This is a genomic window from Sphingomonas natans (genome assembly GCF_030546695.1).
Taxonomy (GTDB): domain Bacteria; phylum Pseudomonadota; class Alphaproteobacteria; order Sphingomonadales; family Sphingomonadaceae; genus Sphingomonas_I; species Sphingomonas_I natans.
This window is the reverse complement of sequence record NZ_JAUOTP010000006.1, coordinates 138,777-157,025: the sequence shown is the minus strand read 5'-3', so window position 1 is coordinate 157,025 and position 18,249 is coordinate 138,777. Positions and strand designations below refer to the sequence as shown.

Here is an 18,249-nt window from a genome sequence, read left to right as displayed (position 1 = left end):
GCGCTCTTCTCTTTCAGCACGAGAACCGGAGCTTGGCGCCTAGCGCGCGACGGGCTGCCGCTTGAGCCGGACCAGTGCGCCGTCGAGCGCGGAGAGGAAGCGCGAGCGATCCGCCTTCGCGAACGGCGCCGGCCCGCCCAGCTGCTCGCCACCCGCGCGCAGATCCGCCATGATCGCGCGCACCGCGATCGCGTTGCCGATCGAGCCGCCGGTAAAGGGCTTGCCCGTCGGCGAGAGGACGGTAGCGCCCGCCTTGATACAGCGATCGGCGAGCAGGATATCGGCGGTGATCACGATCGATCCCGGCCCGGCGGCCTCCGCGATCCAGTCGTCGGCGGCATCGAATCCGGCGCTGACGATCTCGCGGCGGATCAGCGGATGGGCGGGGACGCGGAAATGGCTGTTGCTGACGATCGTGACCGGCACCTCATGACGGAAGGCGGTCTTGTAGATCTCTTCCTTGACCGGGCAGGCGTCTGCATCGACGAGAATGGACACGGGCGCGGTCATCGCGGCGTTCCCTATCGGCAAAGTGACGATCCCCGCAATGTCGCGCCTCACGGGGGAGGCATCGACGGGAAACGCTGGAGCGGGCGAAGGGATTCGAACCCTCGACCCCGACCTTGGCAAGGTCGTGCTCTACCCCTGAGCTACGCCCGCTCGGCGTTGTTGGGAGGGCTAGGCCCCCCGGGGAGCGCGGCTGATAGCCCCATGTTTTTCGGATCGCAAGCCCGCATTTGATGCCCGCGACGATCATTTCATCGACAGGGTGCTTCGGGCCGAAGCTGGATCGCGGCTGGGCGCAGCGAGGTTGCATCGTCGCCCAACGCGGGCATAAGGCCGCCGCCGCCACAATAAGAGACCAAGCCCATGCCGAGCCAGATCGCTCCCCGCGGACGCAAGGTGCGCGTCGTCGCGACATTGGGGCCTGCCTCCAGTAGCCCTGATATGATCCGCAAGCTGATGCTCGCGGGCGCGGACACGTTCCGCATCAACATGAGCCACGGCGGGCACGAGGATAAGAAGCCGCTCATCGCCGCGATCCGCGCGATCGAGAAGGATCTGAAGCGCGCGACGACGATCCTGTTCGATCTGCAGGGCCCCAAGCTGCGCGTCGGCCGCTTCGAGGAGGGCCGCGTGATGCTGGAGACGGGCAGCGAGTTCGTGCTCGACCGGCTCGATCAGGCCGGCGACGCGACGCGCGTGAGCCTGCCGCATCCCGAGATCTTCGCGGCGCTGGAAGTCGGCGCGCGGCTGTTGCTCGACGACGGCAAGATGGTGCTGCGCGCGCTTTCAGTGAGCGAGGACCGGATCGTCACGCGCGTCGAGGTCGGCGGGATCCTCTCCAATTCGAAGGGGCTCAACGTGCCCGACGTGGTGCTGCCGATGGCGGCGCTGACCGAGAAGGATCGCCGCGATCTGGTGTTCGCGCTGGAAGAGGGTGCCGATTGGATCGCGCTCTCCTTCGTGCAGCGCCCCGAGGACGTCGCCGAGGCGCGGACATTGATCGGCGGCAAGGCTTCGCTGCTGGCCAAGATCGAGAAGCCCGCCGCGGTCGAGCGGCTCGAGGGGATCCTCGAGCTGGCCGATGCGGTGATGGTCGCGCGCGGCGATCTCGGCGTGGAATGCCCGCCGCAGCAGGTGCCGCTCGTCCAGAAGCAGATCGTCGCCGCGGCGCGCGCGATGGGCCGGCCGGTCGTGGTCGCCACGCAGATGCTGGAATCGATGATCCTCTCGCCGACGCCGACGCGCGCCGAAGTGTCCGACGTCGCGACCGCCATCTATGACGGTGCGGACGCGGTGATGCTCTCGGCCGAGAGCGCCGCGGGCGCCTGGCCGGTCGAATCGGTGGCGATGATGGATTCGATCGCCAAGGCGGTCGAGGCCGATCCGGGCTATGCGAAGCGCCTGCACTTCACCGAGACGTTGCCCGATGCGACGACCGCCGACGCGCTGAGCCTCGCCGCGCGCAGCATCGCCGATACGGTCTCGGCCAGCGCGATCATCTGCTTCACGCTCTCGGGCTCCTCGGCGCGGCGGATCGCGCGCGATCGCCCGACCGTGCCGATGCTGGTGCTGACGCCCAAGCTGCAGACCGCGCGGCGGATGGGCCTGCTGTGGGGCGCGCACGCGGTGCAGACGCGCGACGTGGCGAGCTTCGAGGAGATGGTCGGCAAGGCGAAGCGGATGGCGCTGCGCCACGGACTGGCGAAGGCGGGCGACCGGATCGTGATCATGGCCGGCGTGCCGTTCGGGACGCCGGGCTCTACCAACGTGCTCCATGTCCAGCGGCTGACCGGGAAGGAACTGGACGGCTATACCGATTGAGTCGCGATCGATTCCGTTCTTACCGTTTGCTTCGAGTGGAGATCGAGCTTGTCGATCTCATAATCGAGAAGAGTTCTCGACGGACGCTTCTCGACAAGCTCGAAGCTGCTCGAACCGAACGGCGAATGCGCGCCATCCCGCGCGGACGCACGAAAACGGCCGCGCAGTTGCCCGCGCGGCCGTTTCGTTCAGCCGAAAGGTCGGATCAGCCCTGGCGGGCCTTGAAGCGACGATTCGTCTTGTTGATGACGTAGGTGCGACCACGGCGGCGAATCACGCGGTTATCCCGGTGCCGGTCCTTGAGCGACTTCAATGAATTGCGGATCTTCATGGCCCGGTACTGCCTGCCTGGTCTGGATGGTCAAAAGAGAGGCGTCCCGTTAGGTAAAGCCGTTCCCCGAGTCAAGCGATCGGGGCGGTTTCGGGCAATGCAGCTTATTCGCCGCATAGAACGTTGCACCCCCGATATGGCCATCCTACGGAGGCGGCCTTGGGAGATATTTCGATGCGCCTGAAGCCGCTTGCCGCCGCCGTCGCCGTCCTGGCGCTCGCCGGTTGCGCCACCACCCCCTCCACCCGCGTGACCCGCTTTCACCTCGGCCAGCCGATCGCGCGCGGCGAGATTGCGGTCGAGCCGCTGGTGCCCGCGGATCGCGACAGCCTGGAATATCAGACCTACGCCTCGATCGTCGGCGCCGAGCTGGCGAAGATCGGCTTCAGCGAGGCGCCGGGCCTCAAGCAATCCGAACAGGTCGCGGTCGTCTCGGTCGAGCGCGGCTCGCGCGAGACGCTGGCGCAGCGTTCGCCCGTCTCGGTCGGCGTGGGCGGCAGCACGGGCGGCTATGGCGGGGGCGGCGTTGGCCTCGGCATCAGCTTCCCGATCGGCAAGAAGCGCTCGAACGAGATCGTGATGACCAGGCTCTCGGTGCAGATCAAGCGCCGCTCGGAAGGCACCGTCATCTGGGAAGGCCGCGCCGAGAGTTCGGCCGCGGGCGGTTCGGCTGCCGCGGAGCCGGGGACCACGGTCAAGATGCTGGCCTCCGCGCTGTTCCGCGATTTCCCCGGCGTTTCGGGACGGACGATCACGGTCAAATGAGCGCGCGCATCTCGGCGGATTTCGACGCCGGCAATATCCGCGTCCTCGCCAGCGAGGGTGACCGGTTCGATCTCGAGATTGTGAAGGATGCGGGCAGCGACTTCTACCAGTGGTTCTCGTTCCGGCTGACGGGTGCGGCCGGGCGGAATGTGGAACTGCGCATCGTCAACGCCGGCGGATCGGCTTACCCCGCGGGCTGGCCGGGCTATTCGGCGCGCGTGTCGGACGATCGCGTTTACTGGCGGCTGGCCGAGACCGACTATCGCGACGGCGTGCTGACGATCCGCCATGCGGCACAGAGCGACAATCTGTGGTTCGCCTATTTCGCGCCTTATCCGATGGAGCGGCATCATGATCTGATCGCGCGCACGGCGGCGCTGCCGGGCGTGGCGTATCGCTCGCTGGGGCAGACGCTCGACGGCCAGGAGATGGACTGCCTGACGATCGGCGAGGGCGCCAAGCCGGTCTGGCTGTTCGCGCGCCAGCACCCGGGCGAGAGCATGGCCGAATGGTGGATGGAAGGCGCGCTGGCCAAGCTGACCGATACGCATGATCCCGCCGCGCGCGTGCTGCGGCGCGAGGCGACCTTCCATGTCGTGCCCAACATGAATCCGGACGGATCGCGGCGCGGGCATCTGCGCACCAATGCGGCGGGCGTGAACCTCAACCGCGAGTGGCACGATCCGAAGCCCGAGCGCAGTCCGGAAGTGCTCGCGGTGCGCAACCGGATGGACGAGACCGGCGTTGCCTTCGCGATGGATATCCACGGCGACGAGGCGATCCCGTACGTGTTCGTCGCGGGCTTCGAGGGCATTCCGAACTGGACCGAGCGGCAGGGCGATCTCTATCGCCGCTATCGCGAGATTCTCGCGCGGCGCTCGCCCGATTTCCAGATCGAGCATGGCTATGGCGTGGCCGGGCCGGGAGCTGCGAACCTGACGATGTCGACCAACCAGCTCGCCAACCGCTTCGGTGCGGTCTCGATAACGCTGGAAATGCCGTTCAAGGACAATGCTTCGCTGCCCGATGCGGAGTTTGGCTGGTCGGCCGAGCGATCGATGCGCATGGGCGCGGATTGCCTGGGCGCGCTGCACGAGATCATCGGCGAGATCTGACGCGGAGCGGCCGGATTTGCTATTGAAGCAGAACTTAAATCAAGCCGCTTGGATCGGAGAAGCGACATGATCGTCCTGCCACCCGTCGTTGCAGAGCTATTCCCGGCGATCGCCGGTCTGGCAGTTGCAGCAGCCGGTTGGGGCTTGGCGATGTACACCAAGCGCCGGGCGCACCCGCGGGACTGATCCGAGTTCACATTCGAGAGAGGTGGAGGCCCGACCGGGAATCGAACCCGGGTGCGAGGATTTGCAGTCCTCTACGTCACCACTCCGCCATCGGGCCATGCTTGGAAAGCGCGCCTCTCTCGAAGGAAGCGGGCTGATAGCGGGCAGGGCGCCCCCCGGCAAGCCGCGCCGTCAGTTGGCGACGAGATCGGCCTCTTCGGGATGCTTCTGCAGATAGGCGACGACGAACGAGCATTCGGGGATGATCTTCAGATGCCGCGCGCGGACCTGCTTCAGCATGCCGGCGATCAGCCTTGTGCCGACACCGTGCCCCGCCAGCGCGTTCGGCACGATCGTGTGGGTCAGCGCCATGACATCGCCGTCCAGCCGATAGGCGGCGAAGGCGATATGGCCGTCGACGAGGATCTCGAAACGGCTCCGGTCCGGATGATCGATCACCTCTGCCGGCTCGGCGGTCGTCTCGTTCATCTGGCGCTCCCTTGCGATTTCCGGTTGCAACGCGTGGGCTTGCTCAGCAGGTTCCGGCCCATGACAAAAGCCCTGCTCCTCGCCACCGCCGCCTCGCTCCTGACCGCCGCGGCGCCGCCTGCGCCCGATCCCGCCCAGCTGAAGGGCACGATCACCTCGCTCGTTGGCTTCGGCACGCGCCATACGCTGTCGACGACGACCGACTCCAAGCGAGGGATCGGCGCGGCGCGTCGCTGGGCGGCGGGGCGCTTCCAAAGCTATTCGAAGGCGTGCGGCGGGTGCCTGACGATCGAGACGATCGGCGACACGTTCACCGGGCCGCGCGCCCCCGACGGGGTGCGCGTCGAGGATGTGATCGCGATCCAGAAGGGCAGCGGCGATCCCGATCGGGTCGTGATCGTGCAGGGGCATATCGACAGCCGCGTCAACGACGTGATGGACGTGACCACCGATGCGCCGGGCGCGAACGACGATGCCTCGGGCAGCGCGCTCGTGATGGAGGCGGCGCGGATCCTGTCGAAGGAAAAATTCACGGGCACGGTCGTCTATGCGTTGCTGTCGGGCGAGGAGCAGGGGCTGTGGGGCGGCAAGCTGCTTGCTGACACCGCCAAGGCACGCGGCTGGAAGGTGGCGGCGGTGCTCAACAACGATATCGTCGGCAATACCCACGGCATCGGCGGCGAGCATGTCGACGACAAGGTGCGCGTCTTCTCCGAAGGGATCCGCTTCCTCGGCGATCCCAAATTGCAGCGACAGATCGGCGAGGAGGATGACAGCCCGTCGCGCGCTCTGGCCAAGGTCGTCGTGGCGACCGCAGCGGGCGATCCAGGGCTGGGGCTGGAGGCGCTGGCGATGCGCCGGCCCGATCGGTTCGGGCGCGGCGGCGACCAGACTCCGTTCCTGGAGGCGGGGATCCCCGCGGTGCGCTTCACCGAGGCGACCGAGAATTACGACCGCCAGCACCAGACGATCCGGACCGAAAACGGGCGGCGCTACGGCGACGTGATCGAATATGTCGATTTCCCCTATCTGGCGCGGGTGACCGCGCTCAACATGGCCGTGATCCGGCGGCTGGCCGGGGCGCCCGCGGCGCCCGCCTCGGCGGCGATTTCCGGTGCGGTGAGCGACGATACGGCGGTCAGCTGGCCCGCGGTGCCGGGCGCGGCGGGCTATCGCATCCGCTGGCGGCGCGCCGACGGGATCGCCTGGACCGACGCCCGCGACGTGGGCGCGGACGTGACGAGCACGATATTGGTGCGCACCAATATCGACGACCATTTCTTTGCGGTCTCGGCGCTGGCCGCAGGCGGCGAGGAGAGCCTGCCGACCTTCGCGGGCGCGCCGCTGCGGCCGACGCCGGGGACGACGGCGCGCTGATCCCCTTCGCGCGCCGCTAGCCGCGCCCGCTTAGCGCGGGGTGTTCGGCGTCGTCTGGCGGGTGCCGTTGTTGGTCGTGCCGGGTGCGGAGGGGCCCGTCGTGCCGGCTGCGCCGCCCGGCGTGCCGGCGGTGCCGGCCGAACCCGACGCGCCCGCGTCTCCGCCGGTGCCCGTCGTCTGCTCGGTGGTCGGCGCGCCCTGGCCGGCATTCGCGCCGGCGCCGTTGCCGGTGTTCGGACGGCCGTTGGTCGTGTCGCCGGTCGTGCTGCCGCCGGTCGTGCCCTGCGCCGCGCCGGGCAGGGCCGTGCCCGCGTTGCCGGAACCGGCCGCGCCCGGTGCGCCGCCGCCGGTGTCCGCGCCGACGCCGACGCCGCCACCATTGTTCGGCACACTGCCCGGCGTCGCCGGCGTGTTCGGGGTATTGATCGCGCCCGCGGCGCCGGCATTGCCGCTCGTGCCGCCGGCGCCGGAGCGCTGCTCGCCGCCCGCGGCGGCATCGCTGCCGATGCCGAGTCCGCCCTCGGTCGCCGGGTTCACGCCCGTCGCGCGCTCGCCGGGTTGTTGCGGTGCGCCCGTGCCGCCGGTCGCACCGCCGGTGGTGCGCGGCTGGCCGTTGTCGGGTGCGCCGGCATCGTTGCCGACGCCGATCGTCGTGTCGAACGGCGTCACGCCGCCCGCTTCGCCCGCGCCCGCTCCGCCACCGGTCCACAGGCTCTCATTGCCCGAGCCGATGACGGGATCGTCGGTCGATTGGCTGGCGGCCTCGGGGTTTGCCGGCGCGAACTGGACGATCGCCTGCGGATCCTTGCTCGGGACCGGATCGCCCGGCTTGTTCGTATCCTCGTCCTCGTCATCCTCGGTCGAGTTGCTGATCACGCCGATCAGATCCTGCGGTGGCGCGAGTTGCGAGAGCAAGGTGAGCGGCGTGGGCGCGCCGCCGCACAGGCCGCTCGAGAGCACGCAGCCGTTGACGAGGATGTCGCTCGCCGTTCCCGTGCCGACCTGCGAGATGCTTGCGAGGAAGGCCGATCCGGTGACGAAGGTCGTCGGGGTCGTCTGCAGGCGGCCGTTGATGAACACCTCGGGGATATCGCTCGTCGGGAAATTGGCGATGACGACGCCGCCCGTGCCCGTCGTCAGGCCGCGCCGCGCCGCCGACCCGGAGCCGCCGCTATTCTGGACGTAGATGGCCGCGATCCCGCCCGTCGCGGCGACGCCCGACGGATAAGCGAAGCGGATCGTGTTCGCGCTGAGCCAGCCCGTGTCGCTCATATTGCCGTCATTCTGCGCGAGCCGCGCCTCGCGCTCGGTCGGCGTGGCGAGCGTGGCAAGGTCGGCGAGCGCGCTGCTGCTGGCGACGCGCACGCTGCGTCCGTCGAGCTCCAGCGTGCCGGCGGGGGTGCCGGCAGCGTCGGTCTGGACGATCGATCCGTTCGGCGCGACGACATCGATGCCCGCCGCGCGGACGGTGAGGCCGCCGCTGCCGCCGGTCGCGAGATTGGCGAGCCGGACCGCGCCGTTGACCTGGACCTGCCCGGGCGTCGTGATCGTGAGCAGGCCCGTGCCCAGATTCTGCCGTGCACCCTGAGGGGCGGCCGCGCCCGTGCCGTAGAGCGTGAGCGCGCCGATGACGACGTCGGGATTGGCGACGGAGCTGGTCGCGGTCCTCGGCAGCGTGAGCGAGACCGAGCTCGCCTGGACGCGCGAGAGTGCGGCGCCGTCGAGCGAATAGCCGCTCTGGCTGCCTGTGCCGCCGATGAAGCTGCGGCCGGTGCCGCTGTTGGTGAAGGCGACGGTGCCGGTGCGCTGGAGCGTGCCGATCAGCGCCGCGGGGCCGACTGCGATCGTCTGCGAGGCCAGGCTGATCCCGCTCGCGTCGATCAGACCGTTGAGGACGAGGCTCGTGCCGCTGATCGTCGCCGCGCCCGCGCCGGTGATCGCATCGGTGAGCGTCGTCGTGCCGGCCGAGGCGATCGTGAGCGGCGAGGTGCCGGCTACCGCCTGCGTCGTGATTGCAGGGGTGCCGGTCATCGCGATCCGGCCGACCGTGACGTTGCCGCCGGTGCTGGCGAGATCGACGCCGGCCTGGCTTGTGGCATTGGTGACGGTCAGCGCGCCGGTGGAGCGCAGGCGCAGCCCGCCGTCGCCTGCGGTCGCATTGGCGACGTTGAGCGCCACGGTCGAACCGACATTGATCGTGGCGCCGCTTAACGTGGCGGCGCCTGCGGAGCGAAGGTCGGTGATCGTCAGCACGCCCGAAGAGGAGAGGGTCGTCGTGCCGCTGGCGATCAAGGTGCCGCCGGTCAGATCGCTTGCGAGCGCGGTCAGGCTGATATTGCGCGCCGACAGGGTGCCGAAGGTCGGCAGGCGCGCGCCGGACAGGACGAGGTCGGTGCCGCTCGTATAGGAAGCGAGCGTCAGCGTGCCGCCCGACGCAAGATTGGCCGCGCCGGCCGCGCTGCCGCCGTTGACGGTGAGCGCGCCCGAGGTGGTGACGACGGCGTCGCCGCTTGTTGCCGATAGCGTGGCGAAGGTCAGGTCGCTGGTCGAGGCGATCGCGACGCTCGAGCCGCTGACGCTGGCGCTCGCCGCACGGAAATCGCCCGAGACGGCGATCGCACCTGGCGCACTGAGCGTCGCGGCGCCGGTCGCAGCGAGCCGCTGGCCGGTGATGCCGCCCGCGGACGTGGAGAGAGAAACGGTGTCGCCGCTGATCTGGCCGAAGCCGATCGCGCCGGCCGCATTGCCAGTCACCGCCCCTGCCGCGTTGACCGTGCCGACGGTCAGGCCGGCACCGGTGCTCGTCATCGCCAGCGCGCCGGCGCTGGTGCCGTCCGCGACGGTGAGCAGGTTGGCGGACTGGAAGCTCGCATCGCCTTGCGCCGTGGTGAAGTTCGCGATCGTGAGCGCGTCGGGCGAGACGAGCGTGATGCGGCTGCCGCTGGCGGTGACCGCGCCGCTCGAGCGCAGCGCCGAGATGTTGATCGCGCCGGGGGTCGAGAGGAAGGTCGTGCCGGTCGCCGTCAGCGACGGGCCTGAGATCGCGCCGCTGGCGGCAACGAGCGAGACGTTGGCGCCCGACAGCGTATTGAAGGCCGCGATGCCATTGCCCTGAAGCGTCAGGTTGCCCGGCGTCGCGAAGGTCGTGAGCGTCAGTTGGCCGCCGGCGATGAAGCTGCTGTCGCCGGTCGCCGACGGGTTCGGTATCTGCTGCTGGCCCGGCAGGACGGTCAGCGCGCCCTGCGTCGTGACGTTGATGCCGCCGTTCGTGGCGATCGCGCGCGATAAGGTCAGCGCGCCGGGCGACGCGATCTGGATGCTGCCCGCCTGGACGCCGACATTGCCGGTCGAGGTCAAACTGGCGATCGTCACCGCGCCAGGTGCGCGGATGCCGGTGCCGGTCGTCGAGGAGATGGTCTGTGCGGTGATGCCGCCGTTCGTGGTCTCGAGGACGATGTCCGCCGCGCTCGTCGCGCTGGCGACGGTGAGCTGGCCGCCGGCGCTGAGCGTCATGCCGCCCGGGCCGGCGATCGCGCTGGTCACGGTCAACGCGCCCGGTGCGAACAGCGAGACGCCGCGCGCGTTCACGGTGACGCCGCCCGCCGAGTTGAGCGCGGAGACCGAGACGTTGGTCGGCGCGGAAAGGAAGGTCGTGCCGCTCGCAGTGAGCGTCTGGCCGCCGATGCTGCCCGATTGGGCGACGAGCGAGACGTTCGCCCCCGACAGCGCGGTGAAGGTCCCGATGAAATTGCCCTGCAGGGAAAGGTTGCCTGGCGTCGTGAAGGTCGGCAGCGTCAGGATGCCGCTCGCGACGAAGCTGCTGTCGCCCGTTGCCGACGGGTTGGGGATGCTCTGGGTGCCCGCGAGCACGGTCAGTGCGCCTTGCGTCGTGACGCTGATGCCGCCGTTCGTAGCGATCGCGCGCGAGAAGGTCAGCGCGCCGGGCGAGACGATCTGCAGGCTACCGGCCTGCGCACTGACGTTGCCGCCCGAGGTCAGGCTCGCGACCGTCACCGCGCCGGGCGCGCGGATGGCGGTTCCGGTCGTCGAGGAGGTCGTCTGCGCGGCGATGCCGGCGTTGGCGCTTTCGAGAACGATGTCCGCGCCGCTCGTCGCGCTGGCGACAATGAGCTGGCCGCCGGCGCTGAGCGTCATGCCGCCGGTGCCGGCGGTCGCGCTCGTCACGGTCATCGCAGCGGGCGCGATCAGCTGGAGCCCGCGCGCATTGGCGGTGACGCCGCCGGTCGAGTTCAGCGCGGAGACCGAGACGTTGATCGGCGCCGACAGGAAGGTCGTGCCCGACGCGTTCAGCGCGGTGCCGCCGAAGCTCCCGCTCTGCGCGGTGATCGAGATGTTGCGGCCGGTGAGGCTCGAGAAATTGCCGATCGTGGTGCCGGCCAGCGTGATGTCCTGCGTCGCGCTATAGTTGGTCGCGGTGACGCCCGAGCCGCTGAAGAAGACCGAGCCGATCGCATTGCCGCCGTTGACGACGAGATTGCCCGTGCCCGTCACGTTCGCGTCGCCCGCGGTCGTGTTCAGCTGGGTGAAGGTGAGCGTTCCGACATTGGCATCGACGCTGCTGCCGGTCACGATGAGCGGCCCTGTGCTCGTGACGTTCGTGAGAGACAGGGTGCCCGCGGCGAGCAGCGTCGTGCCGCCGCTGCCCCCGGTCAAGTCGTCAATGGCCAGATTGCCGCTCGACCCGAGATTGATCAGGGTGCCAGATGCCGAGACGACCCCCGGTACGAGCACGTCGTTCACGATGATCGTGTTGCCCGGGGCCGCCAAGCGCGCGTCGCCGCTGCCGATCATCTGGCCGATCGTGATGCCGGCTGCGGTGATGTCGATCGTGTCGCTGCCGACCGAGAGCCGATTGATCGCCGCGAAGGGACCGGCCAGGTTCAGGCCGTTGGCGAAACCGTCCGGCCGGCTGCCGAGGCGGCCGGCAATATCCAGCGTGCCGACTTCGATGCCGCCGGTGACGTTGGCGGCGAAATCGCCGCTGCTTGTGGCAAAACCAAAATTGGTCGCCGAGACGGACGATGCCCGGATGTAGATGTCGGAGGCGGTCAGCGTGCCGCTGCCGCCGATCGCCCCGGTGATCGCGCCCGTATCGACATCGAGCGACGCATAGCTGCTCAGCAGCATGTCGTTGACGACGCCGTTGTTGCCGAGGATGACGCCGCCGGCGATGACGGTCAGGTCGGCACCCGAGATCGTGCCCGCGAGCGTCACCGTCGTCGGTATGCTGTTCGACGAATCGACGAGGATCGACTCGGTCGCATTGATGTTGCCCAGGCACAGCGAGCCCGCGGTGCAGTCGGCGGTCAGCTGCCCGCCGTCATCGCCCGAGACGGCATTGCCGTTGAGCCCGAAGGTGACGCTGCTGCCGGCGAAAGTCCCGGTCTTCGCCTGAATGGCATCGGCATAGATCGCCAGTGGGGTGCCGTTGGCGTTGATCGAGCCCGAACTGATGAAACTAGAGGGATCGCCGGGGTCGCCATAGCCATTGCCGATCTGGAACGAGATTCCGCCGGTGGAGGCCGAGAGCGGCGCGGTGTTGGCGTTGATCTGCGCGTTCTGCGTCACGACCAGATCGTTGCCGACGCTGATGTCGATCAGATTCTGCGAATCGACCTGGCCCGCTACGGTGATGTTGCCGCGCGCATAGAGGCTGACGCGGGAGGATGCCGAGGCGCTGAGCACCGTCACCGCACCGTTCGAGGTGATGCTTCCTAAATTGCCCTCATAGGAGCCGGCCTCGGCGCGGAAATAGCCGATCGAGGTATCGAGATTGCCCGAGCCGTCGAACACTGCGGGGGCCGTGACGAAGGCACCGTCGACGGTGATGTCGGTGCCTGCGATCAGTTCGATGCCGTTGGTCGCGCGAAGCTGGCCCAGCTGCATGGCGCCATAGCCGCGAACCGAGATGTACCCCGTATCGCTGTCCGCGCCGATCGCGTTGAGGAAACTGCTGGACGAGGTCAGGTCGTAATATTCGATGTCGATATTCGCGGCCTGGATCGTCGGGTCGACGCCATAGCCCGAAATGATCGTCGAACCCGCGGCGGACGTGATGAAATTGCCGCTGGCGTAGATGCCGCCGCCGGGCGTGACGGCCGTCACCGTCAACCCCGCATCCGTGTTGAGTTCGATCCGACTGCCGTTGATCCGATTGCTGCCGGATTCCAGCACGATCCGGGGCGCGTCGGCGCTGCTGCCCAGCGCATTAGCGGTGACATCGGCAAAGTTCAGCGCCGTGCTCGACATGTTGCGGATCGTGATCGTGCCCGCGCCCGCGCCGGCGCCTGGGCTGAAGCCCGCGGACGCATCGAGATCGGTCGCGCCGAGAATAACGGAGTCCTGCGACAGCGGACCGCTGCCGATCGCCTCGATCGTGATGTCGCCGCCGGCGCCGTTGCTGTTGGCGGTGGTATCGATGCCGAGAGTGTCGGCGAACGTGAAGCTGCCGGCATTGGCGCGCACGATCACTGCCCCGCCCGTGCCTTGCGCGATGCCGGACTGGGAGCTGCCGACGAAGCCGCTGCTGTTGATCTGCAGCGTGGAGGTCGCGTTGAAGGTGCCATTGTCGGCCAAGAGGGTCACGGCCCCGCCGAGGCCGTTGCCGCCGGTCACGCCGTCCCCGCCCGTGCCACTCGCCTCGATCTGCGTGGCCGCCAGATTGACCGTGCCGCCGCCCACAGCCTGGATCGACTGGGCGCCGCCGAAGCCGAAGCCGGCCACACCATTGGGCTGATTGCCGCCATAGCCGCGCGTATCGAACGTGCTCGATCCGTTGGCTGTGATGTTGCCGCTATTGGCGACGAGCGAGATGGAACCGCCATAGCCGGTCCCGGCGCCTAGCGAGCCCGCTCCGCCATAAGCATAAGCTTGGAGATTGAAGCCCGACCCGGCGTTGATCCCGGCGCCGGACAGCGTGGAGATCGTGATGTCGCCGGCGAAGCCGTTCGTGCCATACTCGCCATCGAACCCATTGCCGTTGGCGTAGGTGTAGATATTGGCGGTGCCGAGCGCGAGAAGGGCGTTCGTCGCGGTGATCACCGCATCGCCGGAGACGCTGATTCCCTGGGCGCCGCTGCTGCTCGGGCTGCCGCCGGCGCCGCCCTGCCCGGTCGCGTAGATCTGCGTCGTCGTCGTGGTGAGCGCCGCGCCGGTGAACGCGATGGTCGATGTTCCGCCCGTCGCGTTGCCGCCGGTGCTGATGTTGCTGCCGAAGCCACCGGTTCCGCCCTGCGCCGAGCTGTCGAGCTCTAGCGTGGTGGCGATGAACTGCGCGCCGCCGGCCGACGTCGCCTCGACGATGACGTCGTTGCCGAAGGCGGCGCCGCCGTCGCCGGCCGTGGCATCGGAATGGTCGCGGCCGTTGCCGCCATAGCCCGCGCCCGTCAGCGTCACGGTATCGCGCGTGATCGATGCGGTGTCGGCGAGGGTGATGCGGACGGGATTGCCGGCGAGGGGCCCCCGGCCGATCCCGCCGACGCCCATGAAGGCGCCTTCATAGGCAGCGGTGCCGCCACCGCCACCCAATCCGAAGCCACTAAGCGAGAGCGTGCTGCCGCTCTGGCCGATGATCCGCGCCGCGTTGGAAAGGCGGACTTCCAGGATGCCGCCCTGGCCGATCCCGCCATTGCCCGCATTGCCCGTCTGATCGAACTGCCCGTAATCGTCGAAGCTGGCATCGCCGCCGAGCCCGCCACGGCCTTCCGCGGTCAGGGCGATGCCCAAGGCGGTGATATCGCCGCCGCTCTGGACGATCTTGGCGGTTCCGCCCGAACCCTGCCCACCGGGGGCCGCATTATAATAGCCGTCCGGACCCGTGCCGATCGCCAGCCCGCCACCGCCGCCGATCGCGCTTACATCGAGATTGAGATTGACGACCTGGATCGCGCCGCCGACCGCGCCCATCGTCACTGTCGCCGTGCCGCCGACTGCGTTGCCGGCCGGGGTGCCGGGCGCACCGATCAGAAGGCCCGAACCGTCATGGCAGTTGAAACCGCAATATGCGCTGCCACCCGTCGCGGTCGCGGTCAGAGCGAGATCGCCCGTCGTATGCAGGCGCGGCTGGGTGGCGCCTGCCTGCAGCGTGACGCTGACCGTGCCGCCCGTCGCGAGGCCCGCGGCAACGGTCTCGTCGTCGCCGCCTATGGCGCGGGCCGACAGCGACAGGCCTGTGCCATCGAACGTACCGCCATTGATCGTGACGTTGGCGGCGCCGCCCACCGCAGTGCCACCGCCGCTCGTGCCGCCGCCGCCGCTCGCATCGGCGAGCAACGTTATCAGGCCGCCCGTCGTGCCGGGGGTGGTGCCTTCGATGGTCCCGTCGTTGATCGTCAGCGTCGTGGTGCCACCCGTCACGCTGCCGCCGACGCCGGAATTGGTGACGCCGTCGAGGGCGATTACGCCCGTGCTGGAGGCATCGATACTCAGTATGCCGTTGGGATCGATCCGAAGTGTGCCGGCCACGGTGACCGTGGCGCTGGAGCCCAGCGCATCGAAACTGCCGTCCGCCCGCGTTATGCCGCTGCGAACGCCCATTCCCACCGTCGTCACCGTCTGGCCGGAGGCGATGTCGAGCGACGCGACCTGCGTACCGTAAAGGGTGGAAGGGAGGCGGAAGTTGATGTTGCCCGTCTGCGCGAACGCCTCGGTGCGCGTACCGGCCGTCGTAACGCGCGATCGGAAGTCCGATCCGCCGCTGATCCGAATCTGGCCGGTCTTCACACTGTCGATCGGCGAGGTGTAGCCGAGCCCGTCCGGTGCGGCTGTATTGATCGCGGTACCCACGCCCGTGCCCGCGAGCAGCACGATACCCTGGGCGGTGACCACCGCGTTGCTGGACTCGAAGCCATAGCCCATCTGGGCCGTCAGCAGCATGGTGATCGCCGTGTTCTTCGGCACCGCAACCATGTAAATGTTGCGCTTCGTGGGCGCGCCGTTGCCGGAGAAGGTCCCGCTGATCGTGCCGCTCTGGAGGATGGCGACGTTCGCGGAGTCATCCGCATCGCCCGCGAAATTGCTGCCGACCGGGATCGAGATGCCGAACAGGCCCCCATCCGACGAAATGTCGAGATTGACCTGTTCGCCCGCGATCAGGCCCAGTGCACCCTTTGGCGCGATCGTGCCGCCCTGGACGATGCGCGGCGCGACGATGCCGATATAATTCTGCGCGGTAAGCGTCGCGCCCGCGGCGATCTGGATCTGGCTGGTGTTGTTCGTCGGGAAAATGTTCGTGTCGGTCCGGAGCCCGATCGTGTTGCCGTTCGTGCCGTCGTTGAAGCTGGAGAAGTTCTGGCCTGGCAAGTTGTTCGGATCGGGATTGAGCGTCGTCAGCAGCAGGCTGCCGACGTTGAAGCTCGCGCCCGAGCCGACGAGGATCCCGCCGGGGCTGTAGAACCAGACATTGCCGCCGATTGCCCCCGTGACGCCGCCGGTGCGTGCGACGACCGCGCCGTCGAACCGCATCGCGCGCGTGCCGCCGTTGAGCACGTTCAGGACAGTGTAGGCGCCTGACGAATTGTAGAAGGTCGCGGTCGTGTTCGCGTTGAGGAACTGATAGTCGCCGGCGCCGCCGGGGATGTTCCAGTCGATGATCGCCTGGCTGGTGTTGACCTGAATGTTCGTCGCGTTGCCAGAATTGAGCGTGACGGTTGCGCTCGTCGTGTTCTGCGCGAGATTGTAGCGGCCGATGCCGGTGGCGTTGATCGCCTGCGCCCAACTGGGCGGGGTTTCCATGAAGAAGACGCTCAGCCCACCGATCGCGGCGGTCGCGTAAAGTTCCAGCTTGCGGCGGCGGGTGCCGAGCTTGGCGGGCGTCTTCGGATCGGTGCTACGCATTACCTACCCCACGGAATGAGACGGGTCGTGAGCGACACCATCACGCGCGTGTCGCCGCGCTGGAGATCGTTCGGCGCCTTCTTCAGAGGCGTCGCGGCGGTGATGTCCAGCCGCCCGCGATCGCCATAAGCGATGCGCAGGCCGCCGCCGATCGAGTATAGCTTGAGAGGGTCGTTCTCCGCCACCAAGGTCCGCCGGTTCCACACCCAGGCCGCGTCGAAGAAGGCGTAAGGCTGGAAGGCGAAGCTCGTCCGGCTGCGCGGCAGGAGCGTGCCGTAGCGGCCCTCGATCGAGAAGCCCGCGCCGCTGTCGCCGATGATCGCGCCCGGATCGTAGCCGCGCCCGATCGTATAGGCGCCGCCCGAATATTGCTCGTAGCTCATCAGCGGCGAGAAGCCGTATTGGAGCCGGGGCGAGAAGGCGATGCCGATATTGGGGCGCGGGCGGACTTCGCCGAAGCCGGTGAAGCGCACGACCGTGGCGGTCGGATCGGCCTGGATGCGGCTGAGGGAGACGCCCGCCGCGCACGACGTGTAGAGCGGCGCGGCGCCACAATCCTCGCTCGCGCCGAAGATGCCGAGCCCGCGCCGCACTTCGAACGTGCCCGAGACGCGCCAGCGCGGCAGGATGCTCGAATAGCCGCCGCCGCCGGTGATGCTGTGCGGATCGGTCGCGTCCATATCGAGCTGCAGATAGGCGGCGCGCAGATTGTCGCGCGTCAGCAGCACGTCGTTGAAGCGCAGATCCTGATTCACGAGATCGCCGCCGCCGCTCAGGCGGATGTTCGATGCCTGCGAGCGCCGGAGCGGGTAGCTCGCCTCCAGCGAGGCGACGAGCGTCTTCGATTTGAGCGGATCGCCCTGGCCGACGCTCGGCCGGGTCCACGCATAGGTGAAGCGTCCGCCGATGGTGAGGCCCTCGCCGCCGACGCGGATGTCGTAGCCCGACTGGAGCACGGTCTGCTCGCGCGTCTGGAGGCTCTGGAACAGGCCGAGCGTGAGCCGGTCGCCGAAGCCGAGCAGGTCGTTCGCCTGGCCGGTGATCAGCCCGCCCCAGCGGCCGACTTGGTGGCTGCCGTAATTCTGCAGATTGGCGGTCACCACATAGGGAATGCGGCTGGCGATGACCTCGCCCACCACTTCGCCGGGCGCGGTGCCGGCGGGGCGCAAGGTCAGGCGCACGTCATAGCCCGGCAGATCGCGCGCGAGCAGCAGATAGCGCTCGGCCTCCTTCTCGTTGAACAAAGGCTGCGCGGTGAGCTTGTCGAGATAGGCGGCGAGCAGCTTCTCGGAATGGCCGGCATCGCCGCGCACCTGCACGCGCACGAGCTTCGCCATCAGCACATCGAAATGGACGATGCCGTCGGCGATGCGCTGCGGCGGCACCTGGACGGCGGCGATATAGCCCGCGCGCCGCAGGATCGTGGCGGCGGCATCGCGCACGTCGCAGATCGCGGCGATCGGCACCTTCTTGCCGACGAAATCGGCATAAGCCGAGGCCAGATCCTCGGGGGTCAGGCCCTTCAGATTATCGAATACCGCGCCCTTGAAATCGACCGTGACGCCCGCGAAGCGCGGTTCGGCGAGCGGGCAGGGCGCGCGTTCGATGCCGCCGTCGACGGTCAGCTTCGAAGGCGGCGCGGCGCCTTCCTCGATCGGAGCGGCCCGCTGGATCGCCTCGCGGGTCGGGGCGGTAGGAATGCTCTGCGCCTGGACCGGAGCAACCGATGCGGACGCGACGAGCGCAGCCGCGCCCGATCCGATCCGTTTACGCCAAACGCCCCCGTCACGCCGCATCCATACCCCCCGACGCGGCCTCCCAGCC

The 18,249-nt window shown here is 68.6% G+C and carries 9 protein-coding genes and 2 tRNA genes; 4 read left to right on the top strand and 7 right to left on the bottom strand.

The window, feature by feature from the left end:
• Positions 1–39: 39 nt before the first annotated feature.
• A complete protein-coding gene (locus tag Q4F19_RS14265; RefSeq protein ID WP_303543621.1) occupies positions 40–510 on the bottom strand; it encodes a YaiI/YqxD family protein in 471 nt (156 codons plus the stop codon).
• A 75-nt stretch (positions 511–585) separates the two neighbouring features.
• Positions 586–660, bottom strand: a tRNA-Gly gene (locus tag Q4F19_RS14260).
• Positions 661–870: 210 nt separating this feature from the next.
• Here Q4F19_RS14260 and pyk point away from each other — a divergent pair.
• The gene (gene pyk / locus Q4F19_RS14255) at positions 871–2,328 is read left to right on the top strand and encodes a pyruvate kinase (RefSeq protein WP_303543619.1); all 1,458 of its coding nucleotides are present in this window, start codon (positions 871–873) and stop codon (positions 2,326–2,328) included.
• A gap of 205 nt (positions 2,329–2,533) precedes the next feature.
• On the opposite strand, the gene ykgO is transcribed toward pyk, so the two are convergent.
• Positions 2,534–2,659 carry a type B 50S ribosomal protein L36 gene (gene ykgO, locus Q4F19_RS14250; RefSeq protein WP_003046794.1) on the bottom strand — a complete coding sequence of 42 codons (126 nt, stop codon included), beginning with the start codon at positions 2,657–2,659 and terminating at the stop codon, positions 2,534–2,536.
• Between the two features lie 159 nt (positions 2,660–2,818).
• On the opposite strand from ykgO, the gene Q4F19_RS14245 reads away from it, so the two are divergent.
• Positions 2,819–3,424: a DUF4136 domain-containing protein gene (locus tag Q4F19_RS14245; RefSeq protein ID WP_341850194.1), complete on the top strand. Its 606-nt coding sequence runs from the start codon at positions 2,819–2,821 to the stop codon at positions 3,422–3,424.
• On the top strand, positions 3,421–4,539 hold the full coding sequence (locus Q4F19_RS14240; protein ID WP_303543616.1) for a M14 family metallopeptidase: 1,119 nt from the start codon (positions 3,421–3,423) through the stop codon (positions 4,537–4,539). The genes Q4F19_RS14245 and Q4F19_RS14240 overlap by 4 nt, the downstream gene beginning before the upstream one ends.
• 209 nt (positions 4,540–4,748) lie before the next feature.
• On the opposite strand, the gene Q4F19_RS14235 is transcribed toward Q4F19_RS14240, so the two are convergent.
• A tRNA-Cys gene (locus tag Q4F19_RS14235) sits at positions 4,749–4,822 on the bottom strand.
• Positions 4,823–4,896: 74 nt separating this feature from the next.
• Positions 4,897–5,193, bottom strand: coding sequence for a GNAT family N-acetyltransferase (locus tag Q4F19_RS14230; RefSeq protein WP_303543615.1), 297 nt, complete (start codon positions 5,191–5,193; stop codon positions 4,897–4,899).
• Positions 5,194–5,253: 60 nt separating this feature from the next.
• On the opposite strand from Q4F19_RS14230, the gene Q4F19_RS14225 reads away from it, so the two are divergent.
• Positions 5,254–6,570: a M28 family peptidase gene (locus Q4F19_RS14225; protein ID WP_303543613.1), complete on the top strand. Its 1,317-nt coding sequence runs from the start codon at positions 5,254–5,256 to the stop codon at positions 6,568–6,570.
• A 30-nt stretch (positions 6,571–6,600) separates the two neighbouring features.
• On the opposite strand, the gene Q4F19_RS14220 is transcribed toward Q4F19_RS14225, so the two are convergent.
• Together Q4F19_RS14220 and Q4F19_RS14215 are read right to left on the bottom strand one after the other, a co-directional pair.
• On the bottom strand, positions 6,601–16,425 hold the full coding sequence (locus Q4F19_RS14220; RefSeq protein ID WP_303543611.1) for a hypothetical protein: 9,825 nt from the start codon (positions 16,423–16,425) through the stop codon (positions 6,601–6,603).
• Positions 16,425–18,221 (bottom strand): ShlB/FhaC/HecB family hemolysin secretion/activation protein, encoded by a 1,797-nt coding sequence (locus Q4F19_RS14215; RefSeq protein ID WP_303543609.1) that lies wholly within the window; start codon positions 18,219–18,221, stop codon positions 16,425–16,427. The genes Q4F19_RS14220 and Q4F19_RS14215 overlap by 1 nt, the downstream gene beginning before the upstream one ends.
• Positions 18,222–18,249: the final 28 nt, after the last annotated feature.

What these genes read in the sequence shown, in the direction of transcription:
- Q4F19_RS14265 (WP_303543621.1), bottom strand. Translation starts at nt 510, where the DNA reads ATGACCGCGCCCGTGTCCATTCTCGTCGATGCAGACGCCTGCCCGGTC.
- pyk (WP_303543619.1), top strand. Translation starts at nt 871, where the DNA reads ATGCCGAGCCAGATCGCTCCCCGCGGACGCAAGGTGCGCGTCGTCGCG.
- ykgO (WP_003046794.1), bottom strand. Translation starts at nt 2,659, where the DNA reads ATGAAGATCCGCAATTCATTGAAGTCGCTCAAGGACCGGCACCGGGAT.
- Q4F19_RS14240 (WP_303543616.1), top strand. Translation starts at nt 3,421, where the DNA reads ATGAGCGCGCGCATCTCGGCGGATTTCGACGCCGGCAATATCCGCGTC.
- Q4F19_RS14230 (WP_303543615.1), bottom strand. Translation starts at nt 5,193, where the DNA reads ATGAACGAGACGACCGCCGAGCCGGCAGAGGTGATCGATCATCCGGAC.
- Q4F19_RS14225 (WP_303543613.1), top strand. Translation starts at nt 5,254, where the DNA reads ATGACAAAAGCCCTGCTCCTCGCCACCGCCGCCTCGCTCCTGACCGCC.
- Q4F19_RS14220 (WP_303543611.1), bottom strand. Translation starts at nt 16,425, where the DNA reads ATGCGTAGCACCGATCCGAAGACGCCCGCCAAGCTCGGCACCCGCCGC.
- Q4F19_RS14215 (WP_303543609.1), bottom strand. Translation starts at nt 18,221, where the DNA reads ATGCGGCGTGACGGGGGCGTTTGGCGTAAACGGATCGGATCGGGCGCG.